This window comes from Exiguobacterium alkaliphilum (genome assembly GCF_018138125.1).
Classification (GTDB): domain Bacteria; phylum Bacillota; class Bacilli; order Exiguobacteriales; family Exiguobacteriaceae; genus Exiguobacterium; species Exiguobacterium alkaliphilum.
In genome coordinates this window covers 2,761,379-2,781,655 of sequence record NZ_CP073101.1, presented here as the reverse complement: position 1 = coordinate 2,781,655, position 20,277 = coordinate 2,761,379, and the positions used below count along the sequence as shown (strand labels likewise).

Sequence of the window (20,277 nt, the reverse complement as noted above, 5' to 3'; positions counted from 1 at the left end):
GATGAGTTTAAGATATGAACAAGCGGGTGTGAATTTAGAGGCAGGCTATGAGGCCGTATCACGCATGAAGCGTCACGTCGCACGGACGATGCGTCCGGAGGTCATGACGGGACTTGGCAGTTTCGGCGCTATGATTGACCTCGGCTCGATGCAGATGAAGCATCCGATTCTCGTGAGCGGGACGGACGGGGTCGGGACGAAGCTTAAACTCGCGTTCGCGCTCGATCAACATGACACGATTGGGATTGACTGTGTGGCGATGTGCGTCAACGACTGCCTCGTCCACGGGGCCGAACCCCTCTATTTCTTAGACTACATCGCGACCGGGAAAGCCGAACCGGCGAAACTCGAGCGGATCGTCGCCGGAGTAGCCGAAGGCTGCGTCCAAGCTGGCTGTGCCCTCGTCGGCGGGGAGACGGCTGAGATGCCAGGGATGTATCCGGACGGCGAATATGACATCGCCGGGTTCGCCGTCGGAGTCGTCGAGAAGGAAGCGCTCATCGACGGACAGACGATTGAAGCAGGGGATATCATTCTTGGACTCGCTTCGTCAGGCGTTCATTCGAACGGATTCTCGCTCGTCCGTCATATCGTGGAGTCGCAAGGACTCGCCTACACGGACGAAATCGCGATGCTTGATACGACGCTCGGCAACGCCCTGTTATTGCCGACGCGAATTTATGCAGAGGCGGCAAAAGCGGCCATCGCGACAGGGCGCGTTCAAGGCATGGCCCATATTACGGGTGGTGGCTTCTATGAGAACGTACCTCGGATGCTTCCGGAAGGACTCGGCGTCACATTTAACGCCTCAAGCTGGCCGAGCCTGCCGGTGTTTGACTGGCTCGAACAAGTCGGACACGTCTCTAAGCAAGAGATGTTTAACGTCTTCAATATGGGCATCGGCTTCATGATCACGGTCCGCCCCGAAGATGTGGATGTCGTTGAAGCCGCTCTCGAACGGGCTGGCGAGACGGCGCACCGCATCGGAAAAGTGGATGCAAAACCGGGCGTCCGCATTACGGGTGTCGATCAGTGAAGCGGTTCGCCATCTTCGCTTCTGGTTCCGGAAGCAATGCGGAGACGATTTGGCAGTCAATTGAGCAGGGTGATTTGTCAGGCGAGTGTGTTTTACTCGTAACAGATAAGCCGGGAGCGAAAGTGCTCGAGCGAGCCGATGCATATCACATCCCGAGCTTTTCGTTCACACCGAAAGCGTATGTGTCGAAGCGAGATTTCGAAGAAGAGATTCTTGTGTTGCTCCAGGCGCTCCGTGTCGACTACATCGTCTTGGCCGGTTATATGCGTTTGATTGGAGACGTCTTGCTCGAGGCGTATCCGAGTCACATTATCAATATCCATCCGTCGCTCCTCCCGGCATTCCCGGGAAAAGACGCGATCGGGCAAGCGCTTGATGCAAGCGTCGACGTCAGCGGCGTCACGATCCATTACGTCGATGCGGGGATGGACACAGGGCCGATCATCGCGCAACGTGAAGTGGACATCACGGGCTGTGATCGTCAGGAAGCGACCCGGCGGATTCAAGCGGCAGAGCATGCGCTCTATCCGTACGTATTACATGAAGTGTTCAATCAACAGGAGGTTTTCAAGTGAGAGCATTATTAAGTGTGTCAGATAAAACAGGCATCGTCGAGCTTGCGCGTGCGTTCCATCAGGTGGGCATCGAACTGATTTCAACCGGCGGGACGGAAGCAGCACTCGTCGCGGCAGGGTTACCGGTGAAAAACATCTCGGACGTGACCTCGTTCCCCGAGATGCTCGACGGTCGCGTGAAGACGCTCCATCCACTCGTCCATGGCGGTTTGCTCGGACGTCGTGATTTGGACTCGCACGTCGAACAGATGAGAGACCACGACATCGAGCCAATCGATTATGTTGTCGTCAACTTGTATCCGTTCAAACAGACGATTGCAAAAGAAAACGCGACGTATGAAGAAGCGATTGAAAATATCGATATCGGCGGACCGAGCATGCTCCGTTCTGCGGCGAAAAACCATGCGAGCGTGACGGTCGTCGTTGATCCGTCCGACTACACGGTCGTAGCCGAGGAAGTCACGAACGGCGGGACGTCGTTTGAGACGCGCCAACGCCTTGCGGCGAAAGCGTTCCGCCATACAGCGGCGTACGACGCGTTAATCGCCGACTATTTAGGACGACAAATCGGCGAGACGTTCCCAGAACAGTTGACGGTCACGTATGAGAAAGTGCAAGACCTCCGTTACGGGGAGAACCCACATCAACAGGCGGCATTTTACAAGACACCGCTCTATGACGGGATGACGCTCGCGAACGCAGTACAGCTCCACGGAAAAGAACTCTCATACAACAACATCCAAGACACGAACGCGGCACTCGAGGCGCTCACCGAGTTGACAGAGCCGGCAGCAGTCGTCGTCAAACATATGAACCCGTGCGGTGTCGCGGTCGGCGAGACGATTCACCAAGCGTTCACACGTGCCCATGCGGCCGACCCGGTCTCAATCTTCGGGGGAATCGTCGCGTTGAACCGGGAAGTCGACCTTGAGACGGCAGAAGCTCTTCGGGACATCTTCCTCGAGATCGTCATCGCGCCATCCTTTAGCGAGGCAGCACTTGACCGATTGAAAGAGAAGAAGAATCTCCGTCTGTTGACGCTCGACATGGGGCAGATGACGGGGACACGGTTGACCGCGGTCGCCGGTGGCTTGCTCGTCCAAGACGGGGATGACATGACGCTCGACGACGCCTCGTGCCAAATCGTGACGGACCGACGCCCGACGGCTTCTGAGTGGGAAGACTTAAAGCTCGCTTGGCGCGTCGTTAAACACGTGAAATCAAACGCGATCGTCGTCGCCAAAGACGAGACGACAATCGGGATTGGTGCTGGACAGATGAACCGGGTCGGGGCGGCGAAAATCGCCTTCGAACAAGCCGGTGAACGAGCCATCGGTGCGGCACTCGGTAGCGATGCGTTCTTCCCGATGGGCGACACGGTCGAAGCAGCGGCAGCGGCCGGCATTACGGCCATCATCCAGCCAGGCGGTTCGATTCGAGATGAAGAGTCGATCAAGGCGGCGAACCGTCATGGCATCACGATGGTGTTCACATCAGTCCGACACTTCAAACACTGAGAGGAGCGATATGATGAACGTACTCGTCATTGGACGCGGCGGGCGGGAACACGCCCTCGCCTGGAAATTGAAGCAGGACGGGCATGACGTCTTCGTCGCCCCGGGCAATCTCAACATGGGCGGCATGACGTGCGTGCCAATCGAAGAGACGGACGTCACGGCGCTCGTCTCGTTCGCCAAGGCAGAACAAATCGGTTGGACGATTGTCGGGCCGGAGTCGGCGCTCATGGCAGGCGTCGTCGACGTGTTCCAAAAAGAGGGCTTGCCGATTTTTGGCCCGACGAAAGCCGCCGCCCTGCTTGAAGGGAGCAAGGCGTTCGCGAAGGAAGTGATGCGCCAGGCGGACATTCCGACAGCGGCCTACGAGACGTTCACGGACGCAGCCTCGGCTCTCCGTTACATCGAGACGATGGGCGCCCCGCTTGTCGTCAAGGCGGACGGGCTCGCCGCCGGGAAAGGCGTGACGGTCGCCTTCTCGCTTGAAGAAGCAAGAGAAGCCATTACGGACATCTTCACGACCGACAAGTTCGGTGCACAGTCGCGTGTCGTCATCGAAGAGTTTTTGGAAGGTGAAGAGTTCTCGCTCATGGCGTTCGTCTCTGGTGACCACGTCATCCCGATGATCACGTCGCAAGACCATAAACGTGCCTATGACAACGATGAAGGACCGAACACGGGCGGGATGGGTGCGTATAGCCCGATGCCTCACCTTGCCGGAAGCGTTTATGATGAGGCGGTCGAACGTGTACTCCATCCGCTCGCGAAGACGATGGTTGAACGCGGGACGCCGTTCGAAGGCTTCCTGTACGCTGGGCTCATCTTGACGGCTGACGGGCCGAAAGTGATTGAGTTCAACGCGCGTTTCGGGGACCCGGAGACGGAAGTCATCATCCCGAACCTCGTTTCACCGCTCCTAGACGTCATCGAGGCCGTCGTCGCCAAGAAAACGTACGCCATCGAGTGGCTTGATGCTTACACGATTGGTGTCGTCGTGGCGGCGGAAGGCTATCCGTCGACAGCGGTGTCGGGTCAAGTGTTATCCGGGTTTGAGCGGTTATCTGGAGACGTCCTCGTCTTCCATGCCGGTACGACGAAACAAGATGGCGAGATTGTTGGAAACGGCGGGCGGTTGTTCGTCCTCACCTCGACGAAACCGACGTTACAAGAGGCAAGACGAACGGCATATGCCGCGCTTGAGACGCTCGAACTGCCGGAGACGTTTTACCGATCGGACATCGCGCACCGAGCACTTATACAGATTTTTTAAAGGATGGGTCAACCCATCCTTTTTTTCATGCGAAAAGAAGGAAATGCCAACTTCGTGTTCTACAATAATGATGTAGATTGAAGGAAGAAGGTGGTCGGCATGCGCATTCGGACAAAACTGATGATTGCGGTGGCGTTGAATATCCTCATTTTTGTCGGCGTCATCTTCTTTGTAGTCCGGCCTTATTTCATCGAACAGAGCATGGAGCGGGACCGGCTCGCGGTCGACAGTCAGATCGCGAGCGTGACCGAGACACTCGCGAATCGAAAGAGTAGCCTCGAGCGGACGCTCGTCGATTGGGCGGCATGGAACGACGCGTATGCGTTCGTCCAAGGAAAGAACGAGGCGTTCGTCGACAGCAACATCAGCGAGGCGTCGCTCGACAATTTGAACGTCAATGCGATGCTGTTTTTAAATCGGGACGGGGATGTGCATTACGCCACGTTCCAAAAGCAGGGCTTGTCGCTGACTGAGCCGGAGCAACAGGCGTTTTTGACCGATATCGCTTCACGTGTTCGAGCTGACGCCAACACGCGCAGTACGATTTATGAGAGCGAATACGGGCCCGTGTTTTATGCGACCCATCCGATTCTCCAAAGTGACCGTAGCGGTCCGGTCGAAGGGACGCTCGTCATGCTCGAGTTCGTCAGCAGTCATTTCGTCGCCGATTTGAGTGCCCAGACGAAGTTACCGCTCGCCGTAGGTCTGACCGAAGCGACCGATACGATGATCACGTCGCGGGACGGGCTGACACATGTTGTCATCCCGCTCGATACGGTGTATGACAAGACCGACTACGGCATCACGTTCGTCGTCGAACCGACACACTACGCGAACACGGTGTCGATGCTTCGGCTCGGGATGGTCGCGCTCGTCTTCCTCGGAACCGGCCTGTTCTTGTCGTTGTTATGGACGTTCCACCGTGTCGTCATTCGCCGTTTGATGGAAATTGGGGGCGAGTTGAAACAAATCACGGTCGAACGCGACAGTCGCCTGCGTCTCAGTATCGATGCGGGGAGCCGGGACGAGATTGAACAGATGGCCGCGAGTATGAACGAAGTGCTCGCCGCGCTCGAAGATACGCGAGCGGAAGTGCTCGATAAGGCGTATCGCGATGCGCTCACGCAACTGCCGAACCGACTCGCGGTCGAGGATTATTTCGCCGCCGTGCGAAAGACGTACCGTCACATCGGTGTGATTGGGCTCGATCTCGATGATTTTCGACGCATCAATGACCAGTTCGGGCACCGGACCGGGGATGCGGCTTTGATTTATGTCGCCTCGCGGTTGAACTTCTATAAAGAAGAAGGGTTCGTTGCCCGAATCGGGGCAGATGAATTCATGTTCCTTCATCCGAACTGGACACTCGAGGAGTTACGTCCGGTCGCGAGACGGCTCATGAAAGATTTGGCGGACTGGGCCGACGTGAACGGGGTGACCGGGCTGACGACGACGATCGGACTCGACGTCTTCGCCTCCCATCATCCGCATCACACGTATGAGATTTTGATGGGACGTCTCGACGTCGTCTTGCACGAGGCGAAGCTGTCCGGGAAAAATCGGGTGCTCTCGTTCCAAGAGATTGAAGACGGTAGCCACTACTTGCAGACGCTCGAGATGGAACGTGATTTGCGCCGTGCGCTCGAAGAAGACGAGTTCGAACTGTATTATCAACCGATCGTCTCGCCTCATCCGTTCGCCGTGCGCGGCGTCGAGGCGCTCATCCGCTGGAATCATCCGGTGAAAGGGCAAGTCTCACCCGGATTGTTCATACCAATCGCCGAACAGCTCGGCCTCATCTCGGATATCGGACGTTGGGTGCTCCGTCAGGCTGTCCGGGAGATGCGTGAGCACGTGACACGTCACGAACTGTTCTTATCGATTAACGTCTCGAAACGTCAAATCGCGGATGGCTCGTTTTTAGGAGAGCTCGAGCGCATTTTACACGATCAAACGTTCAATCCGAGTAATCTGCACGTGGAAATCACGGAAAGTGAGGTCGGCGGCAATCTGTATGAGCTGCAACAGTTTATCAGCTCGTTGAAGGCGATCGGGGTAAAAATTTCCCTCGACGACTTCGGTGTTGGGACGTCCTCGCTCTCGTTTCTACAGTCGCTTCAACTCGACTTGATTAAAATCGATCAAAACTTCGTCAAAGGGATTCCGGAAAACACGTTCGACCGGGCGCTGTTAGAAGGGTTGTATCAGACTTTCCATACGCTCGGTCTCGATATCGTCACAGAAGGCGTCGAGCGCCCGGAACAGCTCGCGTTCGTGCTCGAGCATAGCAGTTCGTTGATTCAAGGGTATCATTACAGCAAACCGGTACCGCTCTCGCAATTGGAGAACTATTTGAAGAAAGTGGTCATGCTATAGGCGCCTCCTCGGAGGCGTCTTTATTTGTGTAAACTTTATGTGAATTTCGTTACAATGGTGAACATAACTTGCGACGGATTATGAGAAAAGGTAAACTTGAATCAGGTTAAAGAAAACGCTTACAAAATTATCGTCTGATAATAAAAGCAAGCGATTAAGGGAGGACTGGGTTCGATGCCAACCAAACGATCGGCGCGGGCACCGTGGTCAAAAACGATGATTCGCTCACAGCTCGAAGTCGTGGACCAAGTGCGACCGCCTTCGCTCGTCTTGACGAATGCGACATATTTGAACGTGTATGTGAAACAATGGAAGGAAGCCAACATCTGGATTGAAAACGACCGAATCGTTTATGTCGGGCCGGACTTGCCGAAAGCAGCGGTCGAGACAGTCGATGTTTCCGGGAAGTTTATCGTCCCAGGCTACATGGAGCCACACGCTCACCCATTCCAACTGTATAACCCGGCGACGCTGTCGAAGTATGCAGGCGAGCGGGGGACGACCACGCTCGTGAATGACAACATGCTTCTTTTTTTACAAAACAAGGAGCAAGCGTTTGCACAATTGGATGCGATGCAACAGTTGCCGACGAGCACGTATTGGTGGGCCCGTCTCGACACGCAAACGGAGCTTGACCGGGATAGTGTCCTCGTCGACACGGAACGTATCCATGACTGGTTCAACCATCCGGATGTCATCATGGCCGGCGAGTTGACGGCATGGCCGCGCACACTGAAGGGTGACGACGAGATGTTACAGTGGATGCTTGACGCAGAGTCTTGCGGGCTACCGGTCGAAGGACATTTCCCTGGTGCATCGGCGAAGACGCTCACGAAAATGGCGCTGATGGGTGTCCACAGCGACCATGAGGCGATGACGGCCGAAGAAGCGCTCTGTCGGCTCGAGCACGGTTATACGACGACGTTACGACACTCGTCGATTCGTCCGGACCTCCCGGAGATGATGGACGGTTTACTCAAGGCTGGGTTGACGGCGTTCGACCATTTGATGGTGACGACGGACGGTTCGACACCGGGCTTTTATGAGGCGGGCATGCAGGACCAACTCGTGAAGATCATGATGGAGGCGGGACTCGACCCGATCGAGGCGTATCGCATCGTCTCGTTGAACGTGGCCCGTCACTTCGACCTCGATCACGTCCTCGGATCGATCGCCCCGGGGCGGGTTGCCCATTTAAATATTCTCGACGCCGTGGACGAACCGCGTCCGACGAGCGTCATCGCAAAAGGACAATGGATTGTGCGGGACGGCGTCTCCCTGTTCCCGGACGAGCTCGTCGAGGCGGTGCTTGCGCTCATGCCGGCGACAGACGTCGAGATTGAGCTTACCCTGCAAGATTTGTCGTTCAGCATGCCCGTCGGCCTCGATATGGTCAACTCGGTCATCATGAAACTGTTTAAGATCACGCACGATACCGGGCAAGACGAACTGCCGCGCGAAGGGGACGAGTCGTTTCTCATGTTGCTCGACAAAGAAGGCAAGTGGCGGCTCAACACGGTACTGAAAGGATTCGCCAACGATTTCGGCGGTCTCGTCAGCTCGTACTCGATCAGTGGCGATTACTTGATTCTTGGGAAATGCAAACAAGACATGTTGACGGCGTTCGCGCGGATGAAAGAACTCGGCGGCGGCATCGTCCTCGTCGACCGTGGGGAAATCATCGCAGAAATCCCGCTCCCGCTCTGCGGCATGACCTCGACGGAGCCGATTGAGCGGTTGATTGAGCAGGAGAAACAGCTTCGGGAGGAGCTCGTGACACGTGGGTATCATTTCGAAGACCCGATTTACACGCTCTTGTTCCTCGCCTCGACACATTTGCCGTATGTGCGGGCGACGCCGCTCGGCATTTACGAAGTCATGAAAAAACAAATACTATTTCCAGCGATTTTGCGATGAACAGTTGAGTCCGAGGCAGTCGTGCTTTAAAATGATAAAGAAGTACGATGGAGAGAGGATGCTTGCGGATGCAACTCGATAAATTAAGAGGGCGTGAACTTGATCAGCTGTTTGAGGCGATCTTGAAGCTCGACACGCTCGAAGACTGTTATCAATTGTTTGAAGATTTAGCGACCGTCAACGAAGTCCAGGCGCTGGCCCAACGGTTAGAAGTGGCTCGCCAAATTCGTGAAGGTAGCACATATCATAAAATCGAAGAAGCGACAGGTGCTTCGACGGCTACGATTTCTCGTGTCAAGCGTTGCTTGAACTACGGGTCTGGTGGCTATGACCTTGCCCTTGAACGCCTAAACCAATCAGACAAAGGTGACTCGTAAGAGTCATCTTGTTTTTGATGGAGAGGAGGGGCATGATGCAAGACAAATTTATGAAACTTAATTTACAGCTGTTCTTTCGAAAACTGACACCGGTCCAGACGCTCGTCTTGATTTACAGCGCGGCCGCGATTTTGTCGATCATCCTGCTCGCTCTGCCAATCGCGCACAAGCCTGGTGTCACGATCACGTTCACCGACCTCGTCTTTTTCGCGGTCAGTTGTGTCAGTGTCACCGGACTCACGCCGATTGTCGTCGCGGACACGTTCTCGACGTTCGGACTATTCATCATCCTCTTCATCGTTCAAGTGAGCGGGGTCGGATTGATTAGTCTTCATGTCATCATGTGGATTTTGCTCGGGAAGCGTATCGGTTTCCGTGAGCGCCAACTCATTTTGCGTGACCAAAACCAGACGTCGATGTCTGGTATCATCAAGTACATCACCGAAATCGTCATCACGGTAATCGCGATCGAGGCAATCGGTGCGGTGCTACTCGGTGTTCACTACTTAAACTACTTTGACACGGCCGGCGAGGCATTCCTTCAAGGCTTGTTCGGGGCCGTAAGTGCGACGACGAACGCCGGATTCGATATTACCGGTAGCTCGCTTGCCCCGTTCCGGGAAGACCCGTTCGTCATCTTCATACAAATCGCGCTCATGACCGGCGGTGCCATCGGGTTCCCGGTGCTCGTCGAGATTCGGACGTATTTGACGAGCCGCATCATGCGCAAGCGTGAGAACTTCCCGCGCCGTTTCTCACTGTTCACGAAGTTGACGGTCTCGACGTTCTTCATCTTGATTGCAATCGGGACGGTCGGATTGTTCTTGTTCGAGTACAACAACGCCTTCAAAGAGTTGCCGCTCTGGCTCGCGCTGTCGGACTCGTTATTCCAGTCCGTGACGACGCGAAACGGGGGACTATCGACGGTCGACGTCAACTTGTTCTCGGAAGGCAGTATGTTGCTCTTATCGATTCTCATGTTCATCGGGGCCTCGCCGTCTTCGGTCGGTGGGGGGATTCGGACGACGACGTTCGCCGTCGCCGTGCTCGGGGTCATCGCGTTCATCCGTGGGGACTCGTCGATTAAAATTTTCGGACGCGAAATAGTGCTCGAAGATATTTGGAAAGCGTTCGTCATCATCACCGTCTCGCTCGCCGTCTTGCTGACGGGTGTCATGGTGCTCGCGTTCTTTGAGGACGCCTCGCTCACCCGGATCTTGTTCGAGGCGTGCTCGGCGTTCGGGACGACCGGACTTTCGGTCGGGCTGTCCTCGGAGTTCAGTAACGTCGGGAAATGGGTGCTCACGATTCTCATGTTCATCGGCCGGATTGGGGTCATCGCCTTCATCTTGATTTTGCAACGCCGTCAGCCGAAACGGATGTACAATTATCCGAAAGAATCGATTATCTTAGGTTAAGGAGACAAGGTCATGAAGGCATTTTGGATCAACTTCGGTTACGTGTTCGTCGTCCCGGTCTTGCCGTTTATCGCCATCGTGAACGGGACGGCGCTCTGTTCCCCTGATTCACCTTTGCTCGACATTCCAGTCCTCGGATTCTTTTTAGGGAATCCGCTCTGGTTCGTCCCGGTGTATGGGGTGTTTGCGCTCGTCGTCGCAAGATGGATGACCGCACGCGAACGCCGCACCGCCGAATCACGACACGTCTGAAGACTTGCTGCGGCAAGTCTTTTTTTCGTCAACAGATGCAACCGAGTCTAAAAATCGCTACACTAGAGAAGGTATCGAATGGAGGGAGCCGAATGGAATTTACGAAGTGGCGTCATGTCTTTAAGTTAGACCCGAACAAATCCATCGACGACGCGTCGCTCGAGGCGCTCATCCACTCAGGGACCGATGCCTTCCTCATCGGCGGGACGGACGGGGTGGACGCAGAGAACACGTACCGGCTCTATGAACGGTTAGCCGGGTGCGGCGTCCCACTCGCGCTCGAAATGAGCCATCCCGACCAGACGGTGCGCGGCTTTCAGCACTACTTCATCCCGACCGTGTTGAACGCCGGGAGTGTCGATTGGGTGATCGGACACCAGGCGCGGGCGTTTGAATCATACGGACATTGGTTCGATGCGACGTGCGTGACCGGTCAAGGGTATATCGTCTTAAACCCCGAGGCGAAAGTCGCCGTCGTGACGGAAGCCAAGACGAGCCTGTCGCTCGAGCAAGTCGTCGCCTACGCCGAGACCGGTCGATACGTGTTCCGACTGCCGTCCCTCTATCTCGAATATAGCGGCACGTTCGGCTCGCCGGACGTCGTCAAAGAAGTTCGTCTCGCTTTGCCGGACACGCACTTGTTTTACGGGGGTGGCATCGACGGGGCCGAGACGGCGCGCTTGATGGCCTCTTACGTAGATACGATTGTCGTCGGTAATGTCATTTATGAGAATCTCGACGGAGCGCTTGCGACCGTAGCAGCACTCCGATAAAATAAGAACAAACGTTTGGAATGAAGAAAGGAAACGATTATGTATAACTTGAGTGAAGAATTGGTCAAAGGCATGAACCCTCCACAAGCAGAGGCAGTCAAATATACGGACGGCCCGCTGCTCATCATGGCCGGGGCGGGGTCTGGGAAAACACGCGTCTTGACGCATCGCGTCGCCTATTTGATGGCGTCGAAACAGATTGCGCCGTGGAACATTCTCGCCATCACGTTTACGAACAAAGCGGCCCGTGAGATGAAAGACCGAATCGCCCGTCTCGTCGGCGGTGTCGCGGACGATATTTGGATTTCGACGTTCCACTCGATGTGCGTCCGAATTTTACGCCGGGACATCGATCGCATCCGTTATGACCGGAACTTCTCGATTCTTGACTCGTCCGATCAATTGACGGCGATCAAGCAAGTGCTCAAAGAGTTGAACCTTGACCCAAAAAAATACGAGCCACGGACGCTCCTCGGTATGATCTCGAACCATAAGAACGAGCTCCGCACGCCACAAGAGGCGGCCGCACTCGTCGGCAACAACCCGTACGAAAAAGTCATCTCGGACGTTTATACGGCCTATGAGAAGAAGTTGAAGCAAAACAACGTGCTCGACTTTGACGACTTGATTATGAAGGCGATCCAGTTGTTCCAAGAAGCGCCGGACGTGCTCGCGTTCTATCAGAAGAAATTTCGATACATCCATGTCGACGAATATCAAGATACGAACCGGGCCCAATATACGCTCGTTAAACTGCTCGCCGAGGCGCATGAGAACTTGTGTGTCGTCGGGGACTCAGACCAGTCGATTTATCGCTGGCGCGGCGCCGACATCGCCAACATCTTGACGTTTGAGAAGGACTATCCGAGCGCGCACGTCATCTTGCTCGAACAGAACTATCGCTCGACGAAACGCATTCTAGAGGCGGCGAATGGGGTCATCCAAAACAACTCGAGCCGTAAAGATAAAAAATTGTGGACGGAAAACGCGGAAGGGGAGAAACTCCTCCTTCATGTCGCTTCAGACGACCGTGATGAAGCGTTCTTCATCATCAATCAGATGAAAGAGCTTCGCCAAGAAGGAATCGATTACGGCGAGATGGCCGTCCTTTACCGGACGAACGCCCAGTCACGTGGTCTCGAGGAGATGCTTCTCAAGTCGAACATCCCGTACAAGATGGTCGGTGGGACGAAGTTCTATGAACGAAAAGAAATCAAAGACATCTTGGCGTATTTGCGCTTAATCGCCAACCCGGATGAGGACATCTCGTTCGTCCGTGTCGTCAACGAACCGAAGCGGGGCATCGGCGCCGCGACGGTCGACAAGCTCGGCGACTTCGCCGCGATGCAAGGCGTATCCCTCATGGAAGCGATTCGGGACATCGAACTGTCGGGCATCGCCCCGCGCACAGCGACGAAACTCGCCGAATTCCGCAAACTCATGGTCGACCTTCGTCAAATGGCCGACTACTTGTCGATCTCCGAGTTGATTGAAGAAGTGTTGAAGAAGTCAGGCTACGAAGAGATGCTCAAAATCGAGAAGACGCTCGAAGCGGAGAGCCGGCTCGAGAACTTGCAGGAATTTCTCTCCGTCGCCCAAAACTTCGAAAAGGAAAGTGATGAACAGACGCTCGTCGCCTTCCTCACCGATTTGACGCTCGTCTCCGACCTCGATTCACTCGAAGAAGTCGACGAGTTGCATCAAGTCACCCTCATGACGCTCCACTCGGCGAAAGGACTCGAGTTTCCGGTCGTCTTCTTAATCGGAATGGAAGAAGGGTTGTTCCCGCATAGCCGTGCGTTGAACGATCCCGAGGAGATGGAAGAAGAGCGCCGTCTCGCCTACGTCGGCATCACGCGGGCCGAGAAGCGTCTCTATTTGACGCGAGCCCAGTCCCGCATGTTGTATGGCCGCTTTCAAAACAACCCGGAGTCGCGCTTCTTACATGAGTTGCCGGAGACGTTATTAGAACGTTCAGGTAAAGCGAAGAAGCCGATGCCATGGAATCCGGTCGAGTCGCCAGGGAAACTTCCCGTGAACGGCTTCAGCTCAAAACCGAAACCGAAGCTCGCCCAGTCGTCTGGCGCCGAGTCAATCGGTTGGAACGTCGGAGATAAAGCGAATCATAAGAAGTGGGGACAAGGCACGGTCGTTCAGACGCGTGGCGAAGGCGATCAGCTCGAACTCGATATCGCCTTCCCGGCCGTCGGCATCAAACGCCTACTCGCCAAGTTTGCCCCAATCGAAAAAGCGTGAGGTGATTATATGGAGATGGCAGAACGTGTTGAAGCGTTACGACAGAAGTTAAATCAGTACGGCTATGAATATTATGTGCTCGATCGACCGAGTGTCCCGGATGCGGAATACGACCGTCTCATGAACGAGCTCATCGAAATTGAGACGGATTATCCGGAACTCCGGAGTCCCGACTCACCGACGCAACGGGTCGGCGGCGCCCCGCTTGACGCGTTCGTCAAAGTGACGCACGACACACCGATGCTATCGCTCGGGAACGTCTTCTCGAAAGAAGAGCTCGTCGAATGGGTCGAACGCATCGAGAAAGACCTTGGGTATAGTCCGCTGTTTGTCGCCGAACTGAAGTTTGATGGGCTTGCCGTGTCACTTAAATATGAGGACGGACGGCTCGTCCGCGGCGCGACGCGCGGTGACGGCACGACCGGGGAGGACATCACGCAAAACTTGAAGACGATTCGTTCGATTCCGCTTCGGCTGAACGAGGACGTCACGTTCGAGGTGCGCGGTGAGGCGTATATGCCGAAGCGCTCGTTCGAACATTTGAACAATGAACGGGAACGTCTCGGAGAACCGTTATTCGCCAACCCACGCAACGCGGCGGCCGGTTCGCTTCGACAGCTCGATTCGAAAATCGCAGCGTCACGGAACTTGGCGTTCTTCGCCTATGGGCTCGTCTCGCCGGACGATCTCGTCGCCTCTCACGACGAAGCACTCGCGTATTTAGAACGTCTCGGAATCGCCGTCAGCCAAGCGTATACGACGTGCCATACGGCTGATGAGTTATGGGATTATATTGAGACGTATGTCACGAAGCGGTCCGAATTGCCGTACGAGATTGACGGCATCGTCATCAAAGTCGCGGCGTATGAAGAACAAGAGCAGCTCGGCTTCACAGCGAAGAGCCCTCGCTGGGCGGTTGCCTATAAGTTCCCGGCCGAGGAAGTCGTGACGACGATTGAAGACGTCGACTTCAGCGTCGGCCGGACCGGGAAAGTCACGCCACGGGCGCGGTTCGCACCGGTCTCCGTGGCCGGTTCGACCGTGACGTACGCGACGCTTCACAATGAAGACTTTATCAAAGAGAAGGACCTCCACATCGGCGATCGTGTCGTCATCAAGAAAGCCGGGGACGTCATCCCGGCCGTCGTCTCCGCGCTCGTTAGTGAACGGACCGGGAACGAACAGGAAATCGTCTTCCCGACACATTGTCCGGCGTGTGACTCGGAGCTCGTCCGATTAGAAGGCGAGGCCGATCATCGTTGTCTCAATCCGGAGTGTCCGGCTCAGCTATTAGAAGGGTTGATTCATTTCGTCTCACGTCCGGCGATGAATATCGATGGACTCGGTGAGAAAGTCATCACCCAACTGCATGAGGCCGATCTCGTCCATAATGTCGCCGACTTGTATCGTCTTGACCGCGAGGCGCTCCTTGCGCTCGACCGGATGGGTGAGACGTCGGTGACGAACTTGCTCGCGGCGATCGAGCAATCGAAACAGAACTCGCTCGAACGGGTATTGTTCGCGCTCGGTATCCGTCTCGTCGGCCAAAAGGCGGCGACGCTCATCGCCGAACGATTCGAGACGATGGATCAAATCATGACGGCTTCTGTAGAAGCGTTGACGGCGATTGACGGCATCGGTACGAAGATGGCCGAATCGATCACCTTCTATTTCGAGAAGCCGGAAGCCCAAGATCTCGTGCAGGAACTCGCTGAAGCAGGTGTCAATTTGACGTTCAAAGGGACGAAGCGCCCCGTCGACACGGACGCGCCGCTTGCAGGGAAGACGGTCGTCTTGACCGGCAAACTGCATGAGATGACGCGTGGCGAAGCCGGGAAGAAGCTTGAACTGCTCGGCGCGAGCGTCACCGGAAGCGTCAGCAAGAACACGGATTTGCTCGTCGCCGGTGAGAAGGCCGGTTCGAAATTGACGAAAGCGGAGTCACTCGGCATCGAAGTGTGGGACGAAGCGGCGCTCCTTTCGTTCTTATCCGAACAGAATTGAAACGAGTCACCATCTGAACGATTTTCAGATGGTGACTTTTTTTCATTGACCTAACGTTCGAAAAAATCAAGGTTTCGACGGATTTACGAAAACGCCGGAAGGGTAATGAATAGTATCCTTACAATTTGCAAAATCTTCCTGAATTAGAGGACCCTTTGACAGCACGACTCGCGCACACACATCCTCTTTTCTCCCTCCGTGCCGAGGCGGTCATCGGACAGACATGTCGACTGGCATTCAGCTTAGAGGAGGGACACATCATGACGCACGCCACCCGTCAATGGACTGCATGGATCGCTTTGATTGCCTTATTGATTAGCTTACTTACACCGAACGTTCTTTACGCCGAGACTTCGAGTACGGTTTATGTACAGGTCGACTTGACGACCGAGGAAGCAGACAGCTTATTCGAATCGAGTCTCGTCTATGAAGACGTGACGTATTACGGGGTTCGGGAAACTATGGACACATGGCGCTTCATGATTGATGCGCCGAGCGTCGACGGGTCCTTGATTGACACGGTCACGCTGTACGATGAAGGTCGCGTGCCGTACTCGTTCACGGCCTTCACGATTACAGAGGGAGCGGCGATTGAACCGGTCGTGGAAGAAGTGTTAACGGAAACGCCACCTGTCGAAGAAACAGAGTCGGCGGAATTGATTGTTGAAGAAGTCGTGGAAGAAGCGCTTCCTGAAGAATCGGTTGTAGAAGCAACCGTCGCAGAGGAATCGAGCGTGGAAGAAGCAGGTGTCGAAGAACCGGTCGTGGACGTCGAGGTGATGACAGAAGAAATAGCGGCGACCTCTGTCACCCCTTCTGTCACGATCGATAAGCTCGCACTCGGGGCGGTCGGCGAAATCACGGAAGTGCTCGCAGGCGACTTGTTGACGTATCGACTCGTCATCAACGTGACAGGGGCACCGATTGAAAACTTCTCGGTGTCGGACACGGTACCGGAAGCGTTGACGGTCGTCACGGATTCGGTTGAAGTGATTGGTCCGGAAGGTGTGGAGATGCCCGTCCCGACCGTCGTCAGCGGCCCGCCCGCCTTCTATTGGACGTTCCCGGTCATACCGGTCGGGACGACGACGATTCAGTTTGACACGTTCGCCCCAGACGTTGAGATGGAGACGGATGTGACGAACACGTTTTGTATCGGTGTCGAAAGCCAAGACATCCCGAACGACTGTGCAGACGTGACGGTGACCGTCGTGCCAAACCAAATGACTGGACTTGAGGTCGGAAAAGAAGCGAATATCGATCAAGCCGTCGTCGGCGGGATGATCCCGTACACGTTCGTCATCGAGAACACTGGGGAGACCTCGCTCACGATCACTTCGATTGAAGATGAATTCTTTGACGGTGGCATCAGCACCGAAGCCGTCCGCGCATTCAATGAGACGTTGCAGACGAGACTCGACGGGTTGATTGGAGAGGACGGGCTCGCTCCGGGCGAACGGGTTGAAACGACAGTCAACCTTGACGTGCCGGACGATTACGACGCGGCGACCTATCCTGAAATCGGGAATATCTTCCGAGTGGCCGCGACTGACGAATACGGTCGCGTGATTGATGCCGAGAGCCAACAAATCGTCTTGTTGAACCGGATCGACTTCACTGTGACAAAAGAGGCGACTCCTAAAACGGTGCACCCGGGTGACACGATCATTTACACGTATACAATCACAAACACGTCGAACGTCACACTCCATTTCGTCGACGTGATGGAAGAATGGACGAGCGGGGCGTTGACCGTTGCAGAACAGCGTGAGACGACCGAGACGTTACGCGACGGCATGCGTGCCCTGGCGGAAGTCGAGAACGGCCTCATACCCGGTGAAGAAATCGTCTTGGAGATGGAGAAAGTCTTATTGCCATCTTATGACGTACGAGCTGGCGAGACGTTGACGAATCGGGTAACCTTCACATTCGAAGTGAGCGGCAATCGCGTCTCTCGCTCGGCCGAGGCGACGGTGCATGTCAAACAAGCCATTCCTGAACGGGAAGATGACAGCGCGTACGTCAAAGATCCGACAACACCGACAACACCGACACAGGGCACGCTTCCGATGACAGGTTCGACGAGTACATGGGTGACGGCGCTCGGTCTCGTGTTCCTCATCCTCGGGCTGTTCGTGTTGACACATCGACGGCGCCCGTCGAATAAAGCATAACGCGTCTTCCTCCGGCTCAAACGCCGGAGGATTTTTTGTCTAGTGGACTGATTCCGCTTCGACACTTTTTTCAGCGGTCGATTTTGCTATAATAGAAAAAGTGTATGAGGAATCGACTTGTAAAAGGAGTTAACGATAGATGAAATGGAAACAACTCGTCATTCCCGCAGTGGCCGCCAGTTTGCTACTCAGTGGATGTTCAATGAAGATCCCGCTGGGGGAAGAAGAAGCGACGCCGACAGGAAATGAGACGGTGTCAGAAGGGGTCACGCCTGCCATCGAGGCGCGTGATTCGTATTATCAGATGGTGATTCCGTTCAAACCGGCCGCCGCCCGTGGACTCGCACAGCGTCAAGTTAGTTCCTCGCTCGAGCTTGAAGAAGTCGAACTTGGCTTGATGCGTCATTCGACTGGAGCGTTCAATCCGGACCAGTTCGCGTATCAAGAAGGTCAGCTCTTGACGAACACCGATGTGTTACAGCTTCTCGGTCGTAAGAGCAAAGAGCAGGAAGATGGCGCCTTCGTCCCACTCAACCCTGCCTACCAGAACGGGACGGCGGAAGTCTCGGAGGCTGATTTTGTCGACGCGAACAAAGAATCGCCGCTCTATCTCGCCTCGCTCGTCGAACAGAACTATATGCAGCAGTCCGATAACGGCTATGCGCTCGGAGGTGTCTCGTTCGCGCTCATCTTGAACCGGGAGTATGTCTTCCAAGCGCCTAACTTCGGGCCGACGTATACCGAACGGTTGGACGAGAGTAAAGTCATCGCGGAAGGCGAGCGGATGGCGAATGAACTCGTGACGCAACTGCGGGAACGGGAAGATTTCAAAGATCTCGATATTAACGTGGCGTTATATATGAAGGCTTCGCAAGGCTCGCCGACACCCGGAAACTACATCAAGTCGGCTTTCGTCGGCAAGTCGGATCAAATCGCCTCAGGTGATTGGAAAGCAATCGATGAGCGTTATTACTACTTCCCGTCACGTGAGGCGACGAACGAAGTGCGCGACGACTCTCAAAAGTTCACGTTGTTCAGTGACCGAATCGCGGACGTCTTTCCTGACTTTAGCGGCATGATCGGCAAAGGGTTCTATCAGAACGGTGATTTGTCACGGCTAGAGATCGATATCCCGATTCAGTTCTATAGCCGCGCCGAACTGGTTGGCTTCACACAACATATCGTCGGCTTGCTCGAGAACCGTTGGGAATACAACCGCAGTGTCCCGATTCGAATTAACGTGACCTCACTCGGGGGCAACCCGGAAGTGACGATCGTCTTCGAAGAAGGCATGGCCAATCCGAAAGTATACTTCTAATTAAGAATGGGCTTCGTTTTGAAACGGAGTCCTTCTTTTTTTCGTACACATTAGTGAGGGTAATCTTTGACCTTGTTTGACCAATTAGATAGAATAGACTTAACAGAATCGGGAAAGGGATAGGTGAGGTGAAACGAAATGGCAAAAAACTATTATGACGTCCTCGGCGTGTCGAGGCAGGCATCCGAGCAGGACATTAAACGAGCATATCGAAAGTTGGCCAAACAATACCATCCGGACGTGAATAAAGACCCGGGCGCACAAGACAAGTTCAAGGCGATTCAAGAAGCGTTTGACGTATTGAGCGACCCAGAGAAAAAAGCAAATTATGACCGCTACGGAAGTGCGGAAGGACCGACATTCGGTGGCGGGACGTATAGCGGAGACGGATATGGGGAGGGCTCGGCCCAGTTTGAGGATTTGTTCCGTCAATTCGGGGGCGGCTCACGGACGACGTCCCGGACGTTCGGGTTCGAGGACATGTTCGGCAGTTTCTTCAATCAAGCCGTCGAGGAAGACTTGGATGAGACGGTACGCGTCAACGTACCGCTCAGTCAATTGACCAAAGAGGCGAAAGTGAGTTTGCGTCTCCAGTCTGGGACTGTGAACGTGAAAATTCCCCAAGGCGCCTATGAAGGACAAAAGCTGCGCCTAAAAGGGAAGGGCAGTAAAGTCGGACAATCCGGGGACCGTGGCGACGTCTATGTCGAACTTCATTTTACAGACGACGAGACGTATCACCGGGAAGGGGCGAACGTGATCACCGTCAAACGACTGCGCCCGCTCGCGTTTCTGGATGGGACGGAAGTCATCGTCGCGACGCTCGACGGGGGCCGCGTGAAATTGAAAGTGAAACCGGGTTCGCGTCCAGGGCAACGGATGCGGATTCCAGGACGTGGCTTTATGACGACCTCGAAAGTCCGGTCTGACTTGTTCGTCCAGCTCGAGGTCGACTTGCCACTCGACGCCGCCCACCGATCTGTTTATGAACAACTTGAACGCTGAACATAAGGAGGA

General features: G+C 54.9%; 15 protein-coding genes. All 15 read left to right on the top strand.

The genetic code is table 11. From position 1 onward, the window contains the following. Position 1: 1 nt before the first annotated feature. The 15 genes from purM (at position 2) to KB235_RS14270 (ending at position 20,265) form a co-directional block, all read left to right on the top strand. On the top strand, positions 2-1,036 hold the full coding sequence (gene purM / locus KB235_RS14340; protein ID WP_211779974.1) for a phosphoribosylformylglycinamidine cyclo-ligase: 1,035 nt from the start codon (positions 2-4) through the stop codon (positions 1,034-1,036). Further along, complete coding sequence (gene purN, locus KB235_RS14335; RefSeq protein WP_211779973.1) at positions 1,033-1,611, top strand: phosphoribosylglycinamide formyltransferase; 579 nt, start codon at positions 1,033-1,035, stop codon at positions 1,609-1,611. Before purM ends, purN begins: the two co-directional genes overlap by 4 nt. After that, positions 1,608-3,128, top strand: a complete 1,521-nt coding sequence (gene purH / locus KB235_RS14330; protein WP_211779972.1) for a bifunctional phosphoribosylaminoimidazolecarboxamide formyltransferase/IMP cyclohydrolase — start codon at positions 1,608-1,610, stop codon at positions 3,126-3,128. Before purN ends, purH begins: the two co-directional genes overlap by 4 nt. A 13-nt stretch (positions 3,129-3,141) precedes the next feature. Continuing rightward, a complete protein-coding gene (gene purD / locus KB235_RS14325) occupies positions 3,142-4,395 on the top strand; it encodes a phosphoribosylamine--glycine ligase (protein ID WP_034814337.1) in 1,254 nt (417 codons plus the stop codon). A 99-nt stretch (positions 4,396-4,494) separates the two neighbouring features. Next, positions 4,495-6,771 (top strand): putative bifunctional diguanylate cyclase/phosphodiesterase, encoded by a 2,277-nt coding sequence (locus KB235_RS14320; protein WP_246514253.1) that lies wholly within the window; start codon positions 4,495-4,497, stop codon positions 6,769-6,771. Positions 6,772-6,945: 174 nt separating this feature from the next. After that, a complete protein-coding gene (locus KB235_RS14315; protein WP_211779970.1) occupies positions 6,946-8,688 on the top strand; it encodes an adenine deaminase C-terminal domain-containing protein in 1,743 nt (580 codons plus the stop codon). A gap of 68 nt (positions 8,689-8,756) precedes the next feature. After that, the gene (locus KB235_RS14310) at positions 8,757-9,065 is read left to right on the top strand and encodes a YerC/YecD family TrpR-related protein (RefSeq protein ID WP_024371764.1); all 309 of its coding nucleotides are present in this window, start codon (positions 8,757-8,759) and stop codon (positions 9,063-9,065) included. 35 nt (positions 9,066-9,100) lie between these two features. Further along, complete coding sequence (locus KB235_RS14305) at positions 9,101-10,483, top strand: TrkH family potassium uptake protein (protein WP_211779969.1); 1,383 nt, start codon at positions 9,101-9,103, stop codon at positions 10,481-10,483. A 12-nt stretch (positions 10,484-10,495) separates the two neighbouring features. Next, positions 10,496-10,735 (top strand): hypothetical protein, encoded by a 240-nt coding sequence (locus KB235_RS14300; protein ID WP_034814342.1) that lies wholly within the window; start codon positions 10,496-10,498, stop codon positions 10,733-10,735. 92 nt (positions 10,736-10,827) lie between these two features. Beyond that, positions 10,828-11,508 (top strand): heptaprenylglyceryl phosphate synthase, encoded by a 681-nt coding sequence (gene pcrB / locus KB235_RS14295; protein WP_034809018.1) that lies wholly within the window; start codon positions 10,828-10,830, stop codon positions 11,506-11,508. Between the two features lie 39 nt (positions 11,509-11,547). Then, positions 11,548-13,764 (top strand): DNA helicase PcrA, encoded by a 2,217-nt coding sequence (pcrA, locus tag KB235_RS14290; protein ID WP_034814344.1) that lies wholly within the window; start codon positions 11,548-11,550, stop codon positions 13,762-13,764. 9 nt (positions 13,765-13,773) lie between these two features. After that, complete coding sequence (gene ligA, locus KB235_RS14285; protein WP_211779968.1) at positions 13,774-15,768, top strand: NAD-dependent DNA ligase LigA; 1,995 nt, start codon at positions 13,774-13,776, stop codon at positions 15,766-15,768. Positions 15,769-16,028: 260 nt separating this feature from the next. Then, positions 16,029-17,942 carry an LPXTG cell wall anchor domain-containing protein gene (locus tag KB235_RS14280; protein ID WP_211779967.1) on the top strand — a complete coding sequence of 638 codons (1,914 nt, stop codon included), beginning with the start codon at positions 16,029-16,031 and terminating at the stop codon, positions 17,940-17,942. 139 nt (positions 17,943-18,081) lie between these two features. Then, complete coding sequence (locus KB235_RS14275) at positions 18,082-19,260, top strand: CamS family sex pheromone protein (protein WP_211779966.1); 1,179 nt, start codon at positions 18,082-18,084, stop codon at positions 19,258-19,260. A 138-nt stretch (positions 19,261-19,398) separates the two neighbouring features. Further along, positions 19,399-20,265, top strand: coding sequence for a DnaJ C-terminal domain-containing protein (locus tag KB235_RS14270; protein ID WP_211779965.1), 867 nt, complete (start codon positions 19,399-19,401; stop codon positions 20,263-20,265). Positions 20,266-20,277 lie beyond the last annotated feature (12 nt).

Excerpts from the sequence above, each read along its gene's own strand:
- purD (WP_034814337.1), top strand. The coding sequence starts at position 3,142 with ATGAACGTACTCGTCATTGGACGCGGCGGGCGGGAACACGCCCTCGCC.
- purM (WP_211779974.1), top strand. The coding sequence starts at position 2 with ATGAGTTTAAGATATGAACAAGCGGGTGTGAATTTAGAGGCAGGCTAT.
- ligA (WP_211779968.1), top strand. The coding sequence starts at position 13,774 with ATGGAGATGGCAGAACGTGTTGAAGCGTTACGACAGAAGTTAAATCAG.
- KB235_RS14270 (WP_211779965.1), top strand. The coding sequence starts at position 19,399 with ATGGCAAAAAACTATTATGACGTCCTCGGCGTGTCGAGGCAGGCATCC.
- KB235_RS14320 (WP_246514253.1), top strand. The coding sequence starts at position 4,495 with ATGCGCATTCGGACAAAACTGATGATTGCGGTGGCGTTGAATATCCTC.
- KB235_RS14315 (WP_211779970.1), top strand. The coding sequence starts at position 6,946 with ATGCCAACCAAACGATCGGCGCGGGCACCGTGGTCAAAAACGATGATT.
- pcrB (WP_034809018.1), top strand. The coding sequence starts at position 10,828 with ATGGAATTTACGAAGTGGCGTCATGTCTTTAAGTTAGACCCGAACAAA.
- KB235_RS14275 (WP_211779966.1), top strand. The coding sequence starts at position 18,082 with ATGAAATGGAAACAACTCGTCATTCCCGCAGTGGCCGCCAGTTTGCTA.
- KB235_RS14310 (WP_024371764.1), top strand. The coding sequence starts at position 8,757 with ATGCAACTCGATAAATTAAGAGGGCGTGAACTTGATCAGCTGTTTGAG.
- KB235_RS14300 (WP_034814342.1), top strand. The coding sequence starts at position 10,496 with ATGAAGGCATTTTGGATCAACTTCGGTTACGTGTTCGTCGTCCCGGTC.
- pcrA (WP_034814344.1), top strand. The coding sequence starts at position 11,548 with ATGTATAACTTGAGTGAAGAATTGGTCAAAGGCATGAACCCTCCACAA.
- KB235_RS14280 (WP_211779967.1), top strand. The coding sequence starts at position 16,029 with ATGACGCACGCCACCCGTCAATGGACTGCATGGATCGCTTTGATTGCC.
- KB235_RS14305 (WP_211779969.1), top strand. The coding sequence starts at position 9,101 with ATGCAAGACAAATTTATGAAACTTAATTTACAGCTGTTCTTTCGAAAA.